The organism is Coprococcus aceti (assembly GCF_025567285.1).
Classification (GTDB): Bacteria; Bacillota; Clostridia; order Lachnospirales; family Lachnospiraceae; genus Coprococcus; species Coprococcus aceti.
Genome location: NZ_JAOQJT010000006.1, coordinates 130,258 through 147,862, shown reverse-complemented (window position 1 = coordinate 147,862; position 17,605 = coordinate 130,258). Strand labels below are relative to the sequence as shown.

Annotated in this window: 16 protein-coding genes; 7 read left to right on the top strand and 9 right to left on the bottom strand. The window is 44.8% G+C overall.

All coding sequences use genetic code 11. The annotated features are described in order from the left end of the window. Window positions 1–128: 128 nt before the first annotated feature. Together OCV54_RS09710 and OCV54_RS09705 are read right to left on the bottom strand one after the other, a co-directional pair. Window positions 129–332: a hypothetical protein gene (locus tag OCV54_RS09710; protein ID WP_082419760.1), complete on the bottom strand. Its 204-nt coding sequence runs from the start codon at window positions 330–332 to the stop codon at window positions 129–131. A gap of 146 nt (window positions 333–478) precedes the next feature. Further along, window positions 479–703, bottom strand: coding sequence for a helix-turn-helix domain-containing protein (locus OCV54_RS09705; protein ID WP_055223756.1), 225 nt, complete (start codon window positions 701–703; stop codon window positions 479–481). Window positions 704–1,005: 302 nt separating this feature from the next. On the opposite strand from OCV54_RS09705, the gene OCV54_RS09700 reads away from it, so the two are divergent. From OCV54_RS09700 to OCV54_RS09680, 5 genes are all read left to right on the top strand, one after another. Next, window positions 1,006–2,046 (top strand): DUF6076 domain-containing protein, encoded by a 1,041-nt coding sequence (locus OCV54_RS09700; RefSeq protein WP_055223754.1) that lies wholly within the window; start codon window positions 1,006–1,008, stop codon window positions 2,044–2,046. A gap of 69 nt (window positions 2,047–2,115) precedes the next feature. Then, complete coding sequence (locus OCV54_RS09695; protein ID WP_055223752.1) at window positions 2,116–2,799, top strand: response regulator transcription factor; 684 nt, start codon at window positions 2,116–2,118, stop codon at window positions 2,797–2,799. Further along, window positions 2,796–3,827 (top strand): sensor histidine kinase, encoded by a 1,032-nt coding sequence (locus OCV54_RS09690; protein ID WP_055223750.1) that lies wholly within the window; start codon window positions 2,796–2,798, stop codon window positions 3,825–3,827. Before OCV54_RS09695 ends, OCV54_RS09690 begins: the two co-directional genes overlap by 4 nt. A gap of 122 nt (window positions 3,828–3,949) precedes the next feature. Continuing rightward, window positions 3,950–4,615, top strand: coding sequence for an ABC transporter ATP-binding protein (locus OCV54_RS09685; protein WP_055223748.1), 666 nt, complete (start codon window positions 3,950–3,952; stop codon window positions 4,613–4,615). A gap of 13 nt (window positions 4,616–4,628) precedes the next feature. Beyond that, window positions 4,629–7,262: an ABC transporter permease gene (locus OCV54_RS09680; RefSeq protein WP_055223746.1), complete on the top strand. Its 2,634-nt coding sequence runs from the start codon at window positions 4,629–4,631 to the stop codon at window positions 7,260–7,262. Between the two features lie 134 nt (window positions 7,263–7,396). On the opposite strand, the gene OCV54_RS14655 is transcribed toward OCV54_RS09680, so the two are convergent. The 7 genes from OCV54_RS14655 to OCV54_RS09645 form a co-directional block, all read right to left on the bottom strand. Then, window positions 7,397–7,594 (bottom strand): helix-turn-helix transcriptional regulator, encoded by a 198-nt coding sequence (locus tag OCV54_RS14655; protein ID WP_317233054.1) that lies wholly within the window; start codon window positions 7,592–7,594, stop codon window positions 7,397–7,399. Between the two features lie 237 nt (window positions 7,595–7,831). Continuing rightward, the gene (pheT, locus tag OCV54_RS09670; protein WP_022217145.1) at window positions 7,832–10,261 is read right to left on the bottom strand and encodes a phenylalanine--tRNA ligase subunit beta; all 2,430 of its coding nucleotides are present in this window, start codon (window positions 10,259–10,261) and stop codon (window positions 7,832–7,834) included. Between the two features lie 104 nt (window positions 10,262–10,365). Further along, window positions 10,366–11,385: a phenylalanine--tRNA ligase subunit alpha gene (gene pheS, locus OCV54_RS09665; RefSeq protein WP_015533215.1), complete on the bottom strand. Its 1,020-nt coding sequence runs from the start codon at window positions 11,383–11,385 to the stop codon at window positions 10,366–10,368. 756 nt (window positions 11,386–12,141) lie between these two features. Further along, entirely contained in the window at window positions 12,142–12,321 is a 180-nt protein-coding gene (locus OCV54_RS09660; protein WP_015533216.1) for a hypothetical protein, read from the bottom strand. Between the two features lie 14 nt (window positions 12,322–12,335). Next, window positions 12,336–12,608 (bottom strand): hypothetical protein, encoded by a 273-nt coding sequence (locus OCV54_RS09655; protein WP_156327918.1) that lies wholly within the window; start codon window positions 12,606–12,608, stop codon window positions 12,336–12,338. A 25-nt stretch (window positions 12,609–12,633) separates the two neighbouring features. Next, window positions 12,634–13,575: a YihY/virulence factor BrkB family protein gene (locus OCV54_RS09650; RefSeq protein ID WP_262563284.1), complete on the bottom strand. Its 942-nt coding sequence runs from the start codon at window positions 13,573–13,575 to the stop codon at window positions 12,634–12,636. 69 nt (window positions 13,576–13,644) lie between these two features. Next, the gene (locus OCV54_RS09645; RefSeq protein ID WP_262563283.1) at window positions 13,645–15,294 is read right to left on the bottom strand and encodes a SpoIID/LytB domain-containing protein; all 1,650 of its coding nucleotides are present in this window, start codon (window positions 15,292–15,294) and stop codon (window positions 13,645–13,647) included. A gap of 398 nt (window positions 15,295–15,692) precedes the next feature. Here OCV54_RS09645 and OCV54_RS09640 point away from each other — a divergent pair, with 398 nt between their 5' ends. Then, window positions 15,693–16,292, top strand: coding sequence for a hypothetical protein (locus OCV54_RS09640; protein WP_133300860.1), 600 nt, complete (start codon window positions 15,693–15,695; stop codon window positions 16,290–16,292). Window positions 16,293–16,321: 29 nt separating this feature from the next. Further along, window positions 16,322–17,551: a 6-phosphofructokinase gene (locus OCV54_RS09635; RefSeq protein WP_055223744.1), complete on the top strand. Its 1,230-nt coding sequence runs from the start codon at window positions 16,322–16,324 to the stop codon at window positions 17,549–17,551. Window positions 17,552–17,605 lie beyond the last annotated feature (54 nt).

The window sequence follows — 17,605 nt, the reverse complement described above, 5'->3', positions numbered from 1 at the left end:
GTAGCCACCTTGTCGGAGCGAAGCGAACGCAGACCTCGGACTGCTGATTTTATCAGCGGCAGAGGTAAGCTCCGCAGGACGCACGATACATGGTCTTTAGACTATGTATAGAAGTGCGCCCTTAGTTCCTAAGGGATTTTGCCGTTTCCGGCAGTCTTGTCCTTTTTCTTGGAACGCTTGGAAAGATACTTCAGGCAGTCAACCACAACCGCCCGGAAGCTCTGTTTACATTCGTGCTGGCATTTCCGGCACAGTTCGTTGTAAGTGATACGGCTGCGGTCATTTAAGAAGAAAGACCATTCCAACCGCCGCTTGTTGCTCATTCTTGCCATAACCGGCTCCTTTCTCCGTTTCTATCTGATGTACGCAGATAGGCTGTTTTGGTGTAGCGTTTCGGTATCATTTTTAAGGTTTTTTCCCTCTGTATGCCCCTTTGGAAAGTGCGGCAGTATTGCAGTCAGGGGATAATACCTCACGCTTATTTGTCGCTTCTCAGTACGGTTTCGGAGCCTTTTGCCATCCATTCAAAGAAAGCAATTTTGCTGACATTGATAAGCCTGCCCCTGCGGAACGCCGGAAAGCTGGGTGTGTGTACCAGCTCATAGGCGCTCGCTCTTGAAATTCCCATAATCCGCTGAATGTCCGCCACATCCAGAACCAGCGGTAAATCCTCGTAGCTGTTCAATCTCTTTTTATCGTTCATTCTGTTCCTCCCATAAATCAAATAGGTTAAAATGCTTCCTGTTGCCGTTCTCCCCCAAAGCCGTTTTCCTGCCCCATTCCTGCGGTGTTTCCCTGCATTGGTGCGCCGGATGCGTCACTTCTCCTGCCGGTCATATCCCTTTTGGACGGTCATTCACTTGTCAAGGTACTGTGTGGTACGAAATTACCAACTGCAATCATCATAGCGGACTATCCTTGACAAAACAATGCTTCTGCGATACCATGAGTGTAATTGATATAACTAAATTATATAATTACCATAAACAAAGGCAGGGGATAGGGATGGAGAATCAGTTTATACGGCATGAGCCATGTTTTGAGAGGATTTTGTTTGTCCTGACGCTGGACAGGAAGAAAATGAAAGAGCGGATTTTGATTGGGGAAGAACAGCAGATCCGCTTCCGGCTGAACGGGAGCCAAAACGCAGAGGTGCTTTGTGATATGACACGCCCGCTGGGAACTTTTTTGATAAACTTTGAGCGTGACACGGACAGAGACTGGAACTTATACGGGCTTTCTCCGCTGCGGCAAGCCCTCCACTCCAACCGATGGAAACAGCCGGAGCTGGAGCAGGCGGCAAGCGAATTTCTCTGGGAAAAATATCTTAGCAATGACCCTCTGGAAATGTATGTGGCGTTCCGTATCTGGAACAGCTATCTGCTTGCCAGAGAACCCCGTGACCGTAACGCTGCCTGTGACCGCTTCATGGATAAAATGAGCAGCCTGACCGGGGTATTCCATAACGAAGCCATGAGCTTTGACAGGGAGACAGGAAAACCGAAACATTTTCAAGCTGGCAGCCTTTATTTCAAAGGCGCACCGTCAGAAGATACCCGGCTTGACCTCTGGTTCCCGGACAACCGGCGCACAGAAGAATGTGTGTCTGCCTATGCGTCCCTCTACCCGTTGATTACCTATTATCTGAACAGGCTGAATGACTGGGGGCTTTGCTTCCGGCGGTGCAAGGTCTGTGGAAAATATTTTCTGGCAAAGAGCCAGCGGTATGAGCTGTGCAGCGACAAGTGCCGAAAAGCACAGGCGCTTCAAAACAAGCGTGAATTTGACGAGAGGGCAAGAGAAAATAACTATGACCTGCTTTATAAAAATGAATGCCAGAACTGGCGCAACAAAATAAACCGGGTAAAAAATACCGCAGGCTTTCCGGCTGACCGTCTGGAAAAAATACAGGCTGCCTTTTCCGACTTTAAGAAAGAAGCCTTACAGAGAAAAAAGGCTGTAAAAACAGGAACGGCCAGCCCGAAAGAATTTACGGACTGGCTGTATCAGCAGAGTAATGTAATTGTGGAACTGACTGAATACTAAATTTTTTTCTCGTTGTTAGGTTTCTGTGACATTTTGCTGATACTATAAAAAGAAAAAGGATGTGATACTATGCGAATACTGGTTGTTGAAGATGACCAGCTTTTGAATAAGACATTAAGCTATAATCTGTCGGCTGTCGGATATTCCGTGGATGGGGCTATGTCAAAGGCTGTTGCCATAAGATTTCTTGAAAAACAGGATTATGATTTAATCGTTTTGGATGTCAATCTGCCAGATGGGAACGGGTTTGATATATGCCGTGAGGTAAAAGAACGCCGTCCTGATACCGTCGTGATTTTTCTAACCGCAAATGATATGGAAAGCGATATGCTGAAAGGATTTGAACTGGGCGCAGATGATTATGTAACAAAGCCCTTTCCTATCAGCGTGTTCCAAAAGAAAGTATCTGCTTTACTGAACCGCATTTCAGCACAATCCGGCGGCGATTTCTACGATGACGGGAATTTGTATATCAATTTTTCCGAATTGTCAGCGTGTCTCGCAGGACAGCCGATTACCCTTACGTCGTTGGAATATCGTTTATTAAAAGTGCTAACAAGAAACTCACAAACTGTCCTAACACGTCAGGTATTGCTTGAAAAGCTGTGGGATGCAGATGAAAATTATGTGGATGAACACGCACTTACCACAACGATCAGCCGCATCCGCAGTAAAATTGAAACGAACCGGCATTCCTACATCAAAACCGTTTATGGTATGGGCTATATGTGGATTGGAGGAGCGCAAAAATGATTTCAAAAAAACTCTCCTTAAATAAAGTCTGCATAATACTGGCAACTACCATTTTACTTTTATCCGTGGTCATGTTTTCAGTTCTATATATCCTGACAAAAGAAATGTCTGTGGTATTTTGTAGCATGGCGTTTTGTCTGCTTTTTCTACTTTGTGTTACTGCTTTTGTGATACTGATACGGCGAAAGCTGACTTTGTTTTCTGAAATGCTTTGCTGCACCTTAGACGAAATGATGAATGGAAAAATAGATATATCACAGGTTGCCGAAGAAGAAAACCTGTTTTATAAAATCAATCATCGGCTGGTGCGCCTTTATGAGGTTATGCAGGAAAGCAAAAACAGCGTTGCCAGTGAACGAGCTGACTTACAGGAATTGATTTCCGATATTTCTCATCAGGTAAAGACACCAATATCAAACTTAAAAATGATAAATGCCACCTTATTAGAACAAGAAGTGCCACAGGATAAACAGCGGGAATTTCTACTTGCCAGTGGCACACAGCTTGATAAACTGGATTTCTTAATGCAGGCTATGATAAAAACTTCCCGACTTGAAACTGGCGTTATCTCACTTGAAAAGAAACAGCAGCCCATCTATGATACTCTTGCTATGGCGCTGGGCAGTATTTTTATGAGCGCTGAAAGAAAGCACATACAAGTTGAAGTAAACTGCCCGGAAACATTGGTTGTTTCCCATGACCGCAAATGGACAGCAGAAGCCTTATTTAACATATTGGATAATGCAGTTAAGTACACGCCGGAGTACGGTTCTATCCGTGTTTGCGTTGAAAGCTGGGAAATGCACCTGAAAGTCAGCATTACCGATACCGGCAAAGGTATTCCCGAAAACCAGCAGGGAGCAATTTTTAGGCGCTTTTATCGGGAAGAAGATGTCCACGATATAGAGGGAATCGGCATTGGGCTGTATCTCGCAAGGGAAATTATTAGCTTGCAGAACGGTTATATACAAGTCACTTCCCAAGTAGGAACAGGCTCAACATTCTCCGTTTTTCTTCCACATGAATAACCTGTTTTTTGAAATATCACAGGATTGTGACATTTCAGGGCGATTTATTATGTCGGCTGTGACATTTCTGTGAGGTTTGGTCGTTATAATGGATTTATCAAAAAGAAAGGATGGTGTTCTTTATGAGCATTTTGCAAACGACTGAACTAAAAAAATATTATGGCGCAAAACCGAACATTACCAGAGCCTTGGATGGTGTGACCCTCTCCATTGAAAAGGGCGATTTTGTTGCCATCGTAGGAACCTCCGGCAGCGGTAAATCTACACTGCTGAATATGATTGGTGGATTGGATGTGCCGACCTCTGGCAAGGTTATTGTGGATGGACGTGAACTCTCAACATTGAAAGATGAGCAGCTTACCATCTTCCGTAGGAGAAAGATTGGCTTCATCTTCCAGAACTACAATCTGGTTCCGGTGCTGAATGTCTATGAAAATATCGTGCTGCCTGTGGAGCTGGACGGAAACAAGGTGGACAAGACGTTTATGAACGAAGTTGTTCAGATGCTGGGGCTGGAGGATAAGCTGAACAATATGCCCAATAACCTCTCCGGCGGTCAGCAGCAGCGCGTAGCCATTGCCCGCGCCTTGGTGTCAAAGCCCTCTATTGTTTTGGCTGATGAACCCACCGGCAACCTGGACAGCAAGACCAGCGCCGATGTGCTGGGGCTTTTGAAAACCACAAGTCAGAAATTCCACCAAACCATCGTGATGATTACTCATAATAATGAGATTGCCCAGCTTGCCGACCGTATCATTCGGATTGAGGATGGCAAGATCGTGCAGTAAAGGGGGCGGGACTATGAATGACATTCTATTTGGCAATAATAACACAAAAACCATCAAGCGGCTGTCTAAACAATATTTCAAAAAAAATAAGGTTCGTAATCTGGCGGCGATTCTTGCGATCGTTCTGACAGCATTTTTGTTTACATCCATCACTTCACTGGTATTTAACATGGTATCCTCCATGCAGCTCTCTATGCAGATGCAGAAAGGCAGTAAGGCAGATGGAACCTTTGGGTACATGACCGAGGAACAGTTTGAGCAACTGAAAAACAGTGATTTTGTGGAGCAGGCAGGTCATCGGCGGATGATTGGATATGCAAGCAATGCCCTGGGTCATTCTGTTGAATTAAACTATGCTGATAGCATACAGCAGGAACTTACATTCTGTGTGCCAACGCATGGTTCAGCACCGGAAAAGGCAAATGAAATTGCTACTACCGAACTGGCTTTGAAAGCCCTTGGTGTGGAACCGGAGATTGGAGCAGAAGTTCCTCTGGAATTTGAAATTCGTGGAAAAACCTACCATTATGATATGGTGCTTTCCGGTTGGTGGGAAGCAAGCAACGATATGGTCAGCGTGGCGGTTCTCTCAGAGCAGTTTGTAAAAGATAATCCAGATGTAGTGAAAAATACCCGCGCAGTGGATGGAGAAATCTCAGGGGTTACTTTTTCTGACGTTGTGCTGAAAGACAAGACGAACATTCAGGAGCAGATGGATAACTTTGTCTACTCTATTGGCGGCAATCCAAAGGATATGTCTGCTGATAACTTTATCCTCTCTGTTGAAAACCAGATGGGGAAAGCCATGATTTCTCCGGAGTCCATCTTATTTGCCGTAGTATTTGTGCTGATGTTTGTATTGTGCGGCTATTTGCTGATTTATAATATTTTTGATATTTCCGTTATGCAGGATGTTCGGCAATATGGCTTACTGCGGATGATTGGTGCTTCTACGCGGCAAATTAAAAACATCGTCAATCGGCAGGCGGTATGGCTGACCCTGATTGGGCTGCCTATTGGTTTAATTGCCGGGTTCTTTGCAGGCCGGGCGTTGCTTCCGGTAGTAATGGAACTTTTTAGCTATGAGTATTCTGCGACAAGTTTGCAGACATCGACCTCCCCCGTGTTATTTATTATAGCTGCCTTGTTTACGATTCTGACGGTATTTATCAGTACCCGCAAACCAGCCAAAAAGGCCGCAAAAGTATCTCCCATGGAGGCGATCCGCTATACGGAGCAGGATGATTATAAAAAGAAAACCGTTACACGAACCAGAGGTGCAAAACTCTCCCATATGGCATTTTCCAACTTGGGACGCAATAGACGCCGCTGTGTATTCATCGTTGTTTCTATGCTTTTGTGTATCGTTCTGTTCAACACTATGATTATTGTGACACAGAGCATTGATGAAGAAAAGTGGATTACCCGCACAACGAAAACAGATTTTACCGTCTATAATTCGATTGCAGCCAATGCTTTGGAAGGCTTTAGACATCACGAAGATGCACTTCCACAGCAAGTGGTAGATATGATCCGTGAGCAGGACGGTCTGGAAGAAGAACGGTATCTTTATCGCAATACCGCAGATGACAGTAACGTGCTGGTTGATTATGGTTTTGAGGGACTGGAGTGTACCTCAACCTATGAAGATCAGGACGGTAGCCTCCGCAAAGCCTTTGGAAATTATAATATGAAGACTGCCCCGGATGCAGAAAATCTTTTCTTTGGAAATGTTTTTGGCGCTTCCGAACATTTTTGGGCGGATATGATGATTTATGCTGGAGAAACAGATCCTAATGTACTGAAACCAAAAATGCTAACTGGAGAATATGTCATTATTGGAGAAGGGTTAGACCGACTGAGTGGTGGTCCGAAAAGTACGCCCCTAACAGAACAGTTACAGATTGGCGACAGTATTTCTTTTTACAGGGATGGCGAGTTAGTCAAAACCTGCAGAATTCTTGCAAAAGCCTGTACCGTTGGAACTGAGGACGAAACGCCGTCAACAACTACGGCTATGAGGAATATTGGTGGCGATGCGCCCTTTGTGTATTTGCCGGACACTCTGTTCAAACAGATTTACACGACTCCAACTCTGCTGAGTTATGGATTTAATATGGATGATTCCTTACAGCCGCAAATGGAGGAATTTTTGAGCAGTTATGTTGAAAAGAACCCCTCTGTTACCTATACCTCAACAAAATTACTGAAAGAACAATTAAATTCTGTTGCAAGTATGGTTCTGGTTGTAGGCAGTCTGATTGGCTGTATCATGGCTTTAGTAGGACTGATTAACTTTACAAATATGATTATCACCAATATTATCACCCGCCGCCATGAGTTTGCGACTATGCAGAGTATCGGTATGACAAATCGCCAGCTTCAAAGGCTGATGGTTTATGAAGGCGTCTACTATGCCGCTGGTGCAGACATCATTGGTGGAGTGGTTGCGCTGCTGCTTACTGTGACGGTGCTGGAAAATGTCTTGAACTCGCCATCTATGTGGTTCTTCACTATGAATATCACATTGGTTCCTGTTCTGGTCATTGGTGTGCTTTATCTGCTGCTGGCTGCGGTTATTCCGCTGATCGTTCTCCACTTCTTTAACAAGGGAACTGTGGTGGAACGATTGAGGACCTCGGAATAAGAGTAATTTTCTTAATAACCATGTAAAAAACAAATCAAAAAGGTACTTGATATTGCGCTTCATTGCTTTTATCAAGTACCTTTTTTCATGCAGTATCATATAAGCGTGGATTCGTTATCTTTGGTGTTGTATCTTTAACTATGGGAAACTCCATTTTCCCAGTTGGATATCGTCTGCCTCGAAACCATAATCTTCTCAGCAGCCTGATCCTGGGTTAACCCAGCTCCATTTCTCGCTTCCTTTATCTTATTTCCAATCTCCATGTTTTTTCCTCTTTTACCTCCTTTATCAATCACTCTGAGTTCTCTATCTGAGCAAATGCTAACACCCATATCACATATTTTCCATCAAAAGGCTTTGTCCTTGCCCCGGATACAGTGTAAAAATCCTTTTACATACCTTACCATCCCGCCTCTCAGCGTTCAACATAAAAATACCACCCGGTAACAGACCTTCTGGGGTACACCTCATTTACGATCTGTTACCAGGTGGTATTTAAAATATATAATATCGATCATGCTAAACCAGATCTACACCACATGCGGCTTCCCGGCAGTGGTTATCAACTATTACGCTCTGATCTCGATTCCGAGCTTGCCGAGCTCCTTGAGGATCTTGGCAATGATTCCATCGACCTCTGATGTCTCAAGTGTTCTATCCTTAGCACGGAATGTCATTGTGTAAGCCACTGACTTCTTGCCCTTTGCGATCTGCTCACCCTCGTATACATCGAAGAGCTTGTAGCTCTCAAGCAGCTTGCCGCCACATTTCTTTATGACTTCCTCTATCTGTCCGACAAATATTTCCTTGTCCACAACAAGACTCAGATCTCTTGTACTTCCAGGGAACTTTGCAATTCCTTCATACTTGATGTCGAAGCTTGACAGCATAACCAGTGTAGGCATATCTATAACTGCAACATATACCTCCCCCTTAAGGTTGTAGTTGTCACATACCTCAGGATGTACCTGTCCGATAAATCCAATTGTCAGGTTGCCCTTCTTGAGCTTTGCCTGACGGCCCGGATGAAGGAATGTGTACTCCGACTCAGGCTCGTATGTCACCTGACCCTTAAGTCCAACCTTGTCTGTAAGCTCCTCGAGAACTCCCTTGAGATCAAAGAAATCTCCCTGACCATACATACCGATAGTCAGCTTCATTCTCTCCTCTGGAAGCTCTGTGAGTGGAAGTGACTTTGGAAGGTATACATTTCCGAACTCATAAAGTCTTGCGATCTTGTTCTTTCTATTATAATTTGTTGCCAGTGATGTGAGAACACCGTTCAGTGATACTGTTCTCATGATACTGAAGTCCTCACCGAGAGGATTTGCTATTGTAACTGTCTTTCTGAACTCGCTGTCAGCAGGCAGGAGCAGCTTGTCAAATACCTTAGGGCTCTCGAATGAGTAGCACATACCGCCCGAGAAACCATTTGCCTCAAGGACATCCCTTGCGATGGCATTGATCATCTGGTCGTATGGGAGCTTACCAACTGTTGCCTCACCTCTTGGAAGTGATACAGGAATGTTGTCGTATCCGTAGAATCTTGCAACCTCCTCTGCCAGATCTGCCATGCAGTTCAGATCCTGTCTGAAGCTTGGCACATCCAGAGTGTTTGTCTCTGCATCGTATGTGAGACCAAGTCTGCCGAAGTAGTACAGCATCTTCTCAGGCTCAACCTCTGTTCCGAGAAGCGCATTCATCTTGTCAGGCTCAAATGGAAGCTTCTTGTCCTGTACAGGATTTGGATACACGTCAACAGCTCCGCCGACTACCTCACCTGCGCCCATCTCCTCGATGAGCTGACATGCCCTGTCTATTGCCTCCATTGCAAGATTTGGATCAAGTCCCTTTGTGAACTTGGCTGCCGCATCAGTTGCAAGTCCAATTCTTCTCGATGAAAGTCTGATATTTGTTCCATCGAAGCAAGCTGCCTCAAAGAGCAGTGTATCGATACTGTCTGTTACCATGGAATTCTCGCCGCCCATGATTCCGGCGATACCGATCTCCTTCTCACCGTCACAGATCATCAGAACGTCATGGTCGAGCTTTCTCTCCTGTCCATCAAGTGTTACAAATGTATCTCCGTCATTTGCACGGCGAACAACGATCTTGTTGCCGGCTATGGTGCTGAGATCATATGCGTGCATTGGCTGTCCGTACTCTTCCATAACGTAGTTTGTTATATCGACAAGGTTGTTGATCGAACGGATTCCCTGTGAAGCAAGTCTCTGCTGCATCCACTTTGGTGAAGGTCCGATCTTCAGGTTCTTGACAACCCTTGCTGTGTATCTAGGGCAGAGGTCAGGATCCTTTACCTCTACTGATATATAGTCATTGACGTCCTCGTCATTTCCTGTCTTTGTTACCACTGGTGGGTAAAATGACTTGTCAAATGTAGCTGCTGCCTCTCTTGCCATACCGATCATTGAGAAACAATCAACTCTGTTGGATGTGATCTCGTATTCGACAACAACATCGTCAAGTCCAAGTGCCTTCACAGCGTCATCGCCCGGCTTCACACCTGACTCCACCGGGAATACATACACGCCATCCTCCGGTGCTTCCGGATAGAAGTCTCTTGATGAACCAAGCTCCTCTATACCGCACATCATACCATTTGACTCAACGCCTCTGAGCTTGCCCTTCTTGATCTTGATTCCGTCAGGGTACTCATTGTTGTCGCCGTGTGCTGCCGCAACCTTACCACCGTCAAGTACAAGTGGGATGAGATCATTGACCTTTACATTCTTTGCTCCGGTCACGATCTGAAGAGGCTCCGCCTGTCCAACATCTACCTGACATACTACAAGCTTGTCCGCATCCGGATGCTTCTCCATAGTGAGAATCTTGCCGACAACAATCTTGTCAAGATTCTTATCCTTCTGTTCGTAACCCTCTACATGTGATCCTGAGAGAGTCATGGCGTCTACAAACTCCTGAGCTGTCACGTCCAGATCAGGAACATATGCCTTTATCCATGAAATTGGTGTATTCATCTATTTGTCCTCCTATTTATCATTGAACTCCAGCCATGCAAAATTTGCCTTCGGCAAATGGCTGGAGCTGCATGTCAAGTTTTCACAGAAAACTTGACACATACTTAAAACTGGTCTAAGAATCTCATGTCGTTCTCGTAGAGAAGTCTCATGTCATCTATCTCATACTTGAGAAGTGTTACTCTCTCAAGTCCGATTCCAAATGCAAATCCTGAATATACCTCAGGATCTATTCCACAGTCGCGGAGAACCTTTGGATGAACCATACCACAGCCAAGGATCTCTATCCAGCCGCTGCCCTTACATACTCGGCATCCCTTGCCGCCGCACTTGAAGCATGTGATATCACACTCTGCTGAAGGCTCTGTGAATGGGAAGTGGTGAGGTCTGAACTTGACCTTTGTGTTCTCACCGAAGAACTCCTTTGCCCACTGCGCCAGTGTTCCCTTGAGGTCAGCCATGGTGATTCCCTTATCTATTACAAGTCCCTCTACCTGATGGAACGATGGTGAATGTGTTGCATCTACCTCATCAGCTCTGAATACTCGTCCAGGTGAGAGGATTCTGATCGGAAGATTGCCCTTCTCCATGATTCTTGCCTGAACAGGTGATGTCTGTGTACGAAGGAGGATATCCTTTGTAACATAGAATGTATCCTGCTCATCCTTTGCAGGGTGATTTGCAGGAATGTTCAGCAGCTCAAAGTTGTACTTGTCATACTCTACCTCTGGTCCCTCAACTATCTCGTAACCCATACCGATGAATACTCTCTCCAGATCTTCAAGTGCTATCTGGTTTGGATGTCTGTGTCCTGTAAGCTTCTTCACTCCTGGAAGAGTTACATCTATGGTCTCTCTCTTCATCTTCTCTGCACGGAGTGCCCTGTTGATGGACTTTGTCTTCTCATCAAGGGCTGTCTCGATGGCCTGACGCGCCTCATTTACCATCTGGCCTACCTTTGGTCTATCCTCCGGTGCTACATCCTTCATGCTTTTGAGAACCTGTGTGAGTTCTCCCTTCTTACCGAGTATCGCCACCTTCACATCGTTAAGTGTCGATACAACCTCTGCGCTCTCGATCTTGGCAAGAGCCTCTGCCTTTATGGCTTCCAACTTGTCTCTCATCGTGTTTCTCCTTTTTCTATTTCTAGGGATTTTTATACATTTCTATTTAGTGTTCTGCTTAGTGTATAAGTCTCGAAATTGCTCCGCTCTCGGCTCCCGCAATTCCTACAGTAATTCGCGCTCCGCCCTATCGGGCTATGCGCTCATTCCTCTTTTTGGCGTTTACTGGGATTGCTCCGCGCTGCGCGCTCTCTCAATCCCTGCACGGCATTCACACTCCGCCCTCCCGGGCTCCGTGTTTCATGTCGCGCGCGGGTGACAAATGTCTGCTGATGCATGCGAGCAAGCTCGCGCATCGCAGCCGCTTGTCACCCTGTAAACGCAAAAGTCCCTAGCATGTTATACATACTAGGGACGAATTATATCCGCGTTACCACCCTGATTCCAGACACTCTATGTATCTTGTCCATGTCTGACTCTCATTAGACGTTTGTCGCACGTCACACGCCACAACCTACACAGACCAACATCTGTCATCTGATAAAACAGATATCTTCAATCCTTCAGCCGTGGTGGCTCTGATGTGAAATTAAATACGCACTCTTACCTGACCTGGCTTTCAGCCGCTGACCCGGTCTCTCTGATGGTGACATACGTATCTTTTGCATCGTCACTGCCTGTAGAGATAATATACCTACATGTGGGTGTTAGTCAACATCTTTTTTGTCATACTGTCATGATCAACAACAATTCAATTTTCAGAAATATTATATAACTTGATTGTGAAAATAAACCTTACGAGTACCATACTCCTATTTAATCATCTTCCCGTTTCTTTTTCTTTATTTGTAAAGCAATTGATGCCAAAAGTAATATCCAGCCTATCAATAAGATTATATAAAACATCACCTTACCAAAATCTCCTTTTAAGATAAAATCGATTGCAAACAAACATGCACTAAGCACTAACAGAAGTATAGCTTTTTTTTCTCTCATATATTTTCTCCTTTTTATATCAAAATCGCTTTATATCTTTCACTCTTTATTTTCTTTGTATCTGCAAGTCTTCCTTTACTATTATACGTAAGTAAATAAATATCAAATCCATCTTTACTGCTATTTGTTACATATTTAAATCTATACCCCCAGTTTTCAATACCAGCAGACCTAATATCAGTACTTCCATAGTTACTTATTATATCTGAAAGAAGCGTAGACAATGTATACCCTGTTGCTAGACTTGCTGTGACTGCCCCCTTAGTTACCAAAATATCAATTGCCACTCCACCAGAATAGGAGGCTTTTATTTCATTTATCTACTTCTACATCAACTTCTTCGTCCATCTTTAAATGTCGATTTTTTCGCATCCGCCTCTTCTCCGCACGCTTTTTCTTCCTCTCAAGTCGTCTCTTCTTACGCCCGGCCTTGTGCGCACGCCTTCTTATTCCCCGGATTCCATTATCCATGAATTTGTTGATCTCCGCGCCTATCAGCATGACGTACATACACATGTAAAGCCACAGCGCAAGCAATATCACACTTGCAAGGCTTCCATACATATATGTGTTGATTCCCACTATATTGATATAGCTTGATACGCCAAATGACAAAAGCATCCAGAGTATGGTCGTAAATGCAGCTCCCGGCACAGCGGTCTTGATCCTCACCCGCTCAACCGGCAATGCCCAGTATGCCACGATCATAACCCCAAACAAAACCGTAGGGGCAAATGCTATCTTGACGATCGACAGGATATTCGCAACGGTATCCACCAGTTGGAATCTCTCCACCGAATCCAGCCGCACCAGCATTTTTGACACAACTACATCGCCGAGGATATATATGACCATAACCGCCACCAGCATCACACAGAATATCAATGTATACAGAGTGTGTATCGCTCTTCTGAGGAAATAATTGACGCTGTCCTCCTTGCCTGCCATGAAAGTGAGTCCGCGGCCTATAGCCATTGTTCCCTTTGACGCCGACCACACTGTGAGCAATATGGTTGCTGTGGTGGCAAGCAATGAGCTCTTGCTGTTGAAAATCTCTGCAAACATGAATTCAAAATTGGAATTGATCTCCTTCGGGAACAGTTCCTTTATTATATCCAACACCTGGGTCTCTGTGAATGGCAGATATTTGACAAATGTAAGCAGCGTCATCGCCAGTGGAAACAGTGACAGCAGCAGGAAAAAAGCAGACTGTGCCGCAAATGCCGCCACCTGATCCTTATTCATCTCTGCCATAAACAATCTGACTTTATGGTATATGAGCACTATGCGCTTCTTTAACTTCATAATTAGTGATTCTCTCCGTTACTTTTCAACCGAACTGAGAACTGCTCCGTTGTAATAATGGCTTATTATCTGCGCTGCAGTATATCCCAGCTTTGCCAGTTCATTTGCACCATTCTGACTCATTCCGACTCCATGTCCGTATCCGCCGCCCTTAAGTGTGTAGAGTCCTGTGTCATTATCCTTCTTTACATAGTAGAAATTACTTGGAACGCCTGTCCAGCCCGTGAGCTCTGATCCATCCTGCTCTGTTATAGCCTTGCCATCCGTGGCGAACAGAACTCGGATATTGCTCTGGCCGCTGACTACCACGCTTCCCTTGTCGCCTGTTATCGTAACTTCCTTCACAAGTCCACTGTCATCTCTTCCCGTCACCATTATTGACTTGATCTTGCCAACCGATGTCGCAGACACATCCGAGCATCTTGAAAGGCCGGTCTCAACCGCATTTCTCATCTCATCTTCTGTGTATGTAACCGTCCACCTGTACATAGGAAGATTTCTCTCAACCACATCTGTGTCTGTCTTGCCATCCATGAAATCCCTGAATGCCGCTTCATCGCTGAAATATGGGATGTCCAGCGCCGTATTCTGAATACGTGTACAGGTATATGGCATGCTTCCGCCCCACACCTGGTCACTCGTGGTAGTCGTTCCGCACGATGTTGAGAAATATACAGCATTTATGATCTCTCCGTTATATGTAGGTACAATTCCGGATGTGGACTGGACTGCATCTATGGAATTTCCCGTCTCAGGGAAGTTATTGTAGACCTGGCACGATGTTGTGTCATCAAGGTCTGCATTGTATCCCCTGTAGTTACTTCCAAGCTTTCTATATGTAAATCCTCTGGCACAGATTGCCATAGCCTTGAGTGCCTCCGGGCTGTAGCTCGATGAAACCTCACTTGACACTACCCCATACAGATACTGTTCTATATCTACCTGATTGATGATCATGTATCCCGACGAATCCTTTGTTATCTCAAGGGCTCCGTGATACCTCGGGGTGCCGCTTGATTTGCTGAGACTCGATACTGTTATCATTCCATCCGAACTCTCAGGCTCAACTATGATGGATGAGGCCTTGTTGTCGCTGCCAAGTGATACAAATTCATCCGCCTTGTAGGTTTTCTTCTTGCCATCGCTCGTCACGTTAAATCCTGTACTGCAGGTAAATTCCACATAGCTCTGATAATAATCTCCGCCATTTGTCAGGATGACTCTGACACTGTTCTCCATACCGGATATAACTACTGACGATCCGCCATAGCCGCTGCCCCCGCTGGTTCTGTCGGTGCCGGACGAGCTGCTGCCTTTATCCTCTTTCTTCTTTGAAGCCACAGTTCCTGCTCCCTGAATTGTGTAGTCATACTCCGCGATCTCTGTACTGTCCGTGTCGGCTTCAACATATTGCTTCAAATCTCCCACCGGATCATCCGGAGCTTCTATAACTATGGTCTCCACTGAATTGCCATCGTTGTTATCATCAGTCTCTTCGCCTACTCTGTTTTTACCTGTTATCATCATATATCCGACAACACATACCAGAATTATAGTTATGAAACTCACTATCTTAAAATTCTTATTGTATTTGATCTTCTGATACCATTTCTTCCTCTGATCTATTCGCATTCCCCTGTCTCCATTTCTCCGCAAATATATCCACATACAGAGAAAAAGCAGCATATACATGCTGCTTCTTCATCTTGTGTAATAAACTGAAATGCGCCCTTGCTTTTGAGTCCTAGCAGCGCTAGGTGGGCAACCGCAATTGTATATCTGCCTTCCACTAGAACTTATATAACGAGGCTTGACTTCAATAACAATGATATAGGAATCCCGTTTATTCAAATGTAGGTTCAAAATCACAAGAGACTTAATACATCTCAGCTATGAGCACATTATACCTTACCTTTACATCTCTTGCAAGAATTTTTCACGTGAACTTTAACCACTATAATTGACATTATATGCCTTCTTGAAATACCAATCTTACCTGTGTTAGAATGTAGATACTTATGGGAATTTATAATTATTTCCAAACATGAAAGGCAGGTGTTCACCAAATGGATAAAACCAGCTTACAAATGTTATTCGGCGTATTGCTCGGAGTATTTCTGCTTGCACTCATAGTCATGACTGTGGTGTATGTCAGAAGAAAGCTTGCCGATAAGCGCGAGGAGGCACTGAGAGATCTCGATCTCATGCAGGAAGAGGCTATCAGGGAGGAACAGAGCCAGAGCAAGGGGTACTGGATAAACCGTGATGACATCGAGGACGAGAATCAGGCTCATCTGCTCCGTTACTACCACTATTTCGATAATATCGATGAATGTATCCACGATCTCATAGTTGAGATGTATGACTGTGGATTTGTCAGGACAGAAGAGATATTTGTCGCAGCATACGGTGAGGAAGCACTCACACCTGATTCATTCATTTACATGACAGATGCTGACTGCGATCTGGAAAAGGCAAAGGCTGCACTTCCGCCTGTCAGTGAGAAGAACCAGAAGATCATCTATGACCTCTGGTGCTCATATGTCGAAAAGCTTCTGGACACTGTTGAGATACACACAACCGATGCCAACAAAGATATAATCAAGGACGCACTTATGGTTTATGGCCGCAAAAAGATAACCATACTCCTGCGCAGTCCAGAATAAAATAAAACCTTTCAAAGGAGATTTACAAAATGAAAGATAACTGTATAGTAGCTCAGTCAGGAGGTCCTACCGTAGCGATAAATGCTTCGCTGGCAGGTGTCATAGACGGAGTTAAGAAAAGCAACAAATTCACCAGAGTTTACGGTGCAATTCACGGGATCCAGGGAGTGCTGGACAATAATTTCATAGATCTGTCCCTCATGGCCCTCTCAAAATTTCCTCTGGTAAATACTCTGGAGCTCTCCCCTGCAATGTACCTTGGCTCATGCAGATACAAGCTTCCTGATTTTGAGGTTGACTCAAAACCTTATGAGATAATATTTGACAGATTTGAGGAATATCAGGTTGCCGCATTCTTCTATATCGGCGGAAACGACTCTATGGATACAGTGGATAAACTCAGCAAATATGCAAAGAAGATCGGATCGGATGTGAAGATCGTCGGCATCCCTAAGACCATTGACAATGACCTGTGCCATACCGACCACACTCCGGGATTTGGCTCTGCAGCCAAGTATGTTGCATCCACCATGCTGGAGATTGCCCACGACACTTACATCTACCAGATACCAAGTGTTGTCATCGTGGAGATCATGGGCCGTGATGCAGGCTGGCTCACCGCTGCATCCTGTCTGGCAAGAAATGACTACAGTCCTGCTCCTCATCTCATATATCTTCCTGAGGTAGACTTCGATGAGGATCAGTTTATAGAGGACATCAAAAATGTATTAAAGACTTCAAGATGTGTCATCGTGGCCGTATCTGAGGGTATACATGATAAGGATGGCAACTACATCAGCGCAACTTCTGCTGTGGCAGACAAGTTCGGACATGCCCAGCTCAGCGGAACCGGCAAGGCTCTCGAGAGTCTTGTTAAGGACAGAATGGATATAAAGGTTCGTTCCATCGAGCTCAATGTTCTCCAGAGATGTGCAGCGCATATTTCCTCAAGGACAGATATCAACGAGTCATTTGCACTTGGCCAGGCTGCTGTAAAATACGCCGCCGAGGGAATGACTGCTGTTATGTCCACGATCAAGCGAGTTTCTAACGATCCATACCAGTGGATCATTGAACCTGAGAATGTATCTCTCATCGCCAACCAGGCTAAGACAATTCCGCTTGAGTGGATCACACCTGAGAAGAATGACGTCACACCTGAGATGGAAGCATATCTCAGACCTCTTATAATCGGCGAGGTTTCCCTTCAGTACAAGGATGGACTTCCTATGTACCTGCCGGTAAACCACCTGCTTTAAAGAATAAAATATCCCTAACACCTCAATATCTGTGGTGTTAGGGATATTTTTTTT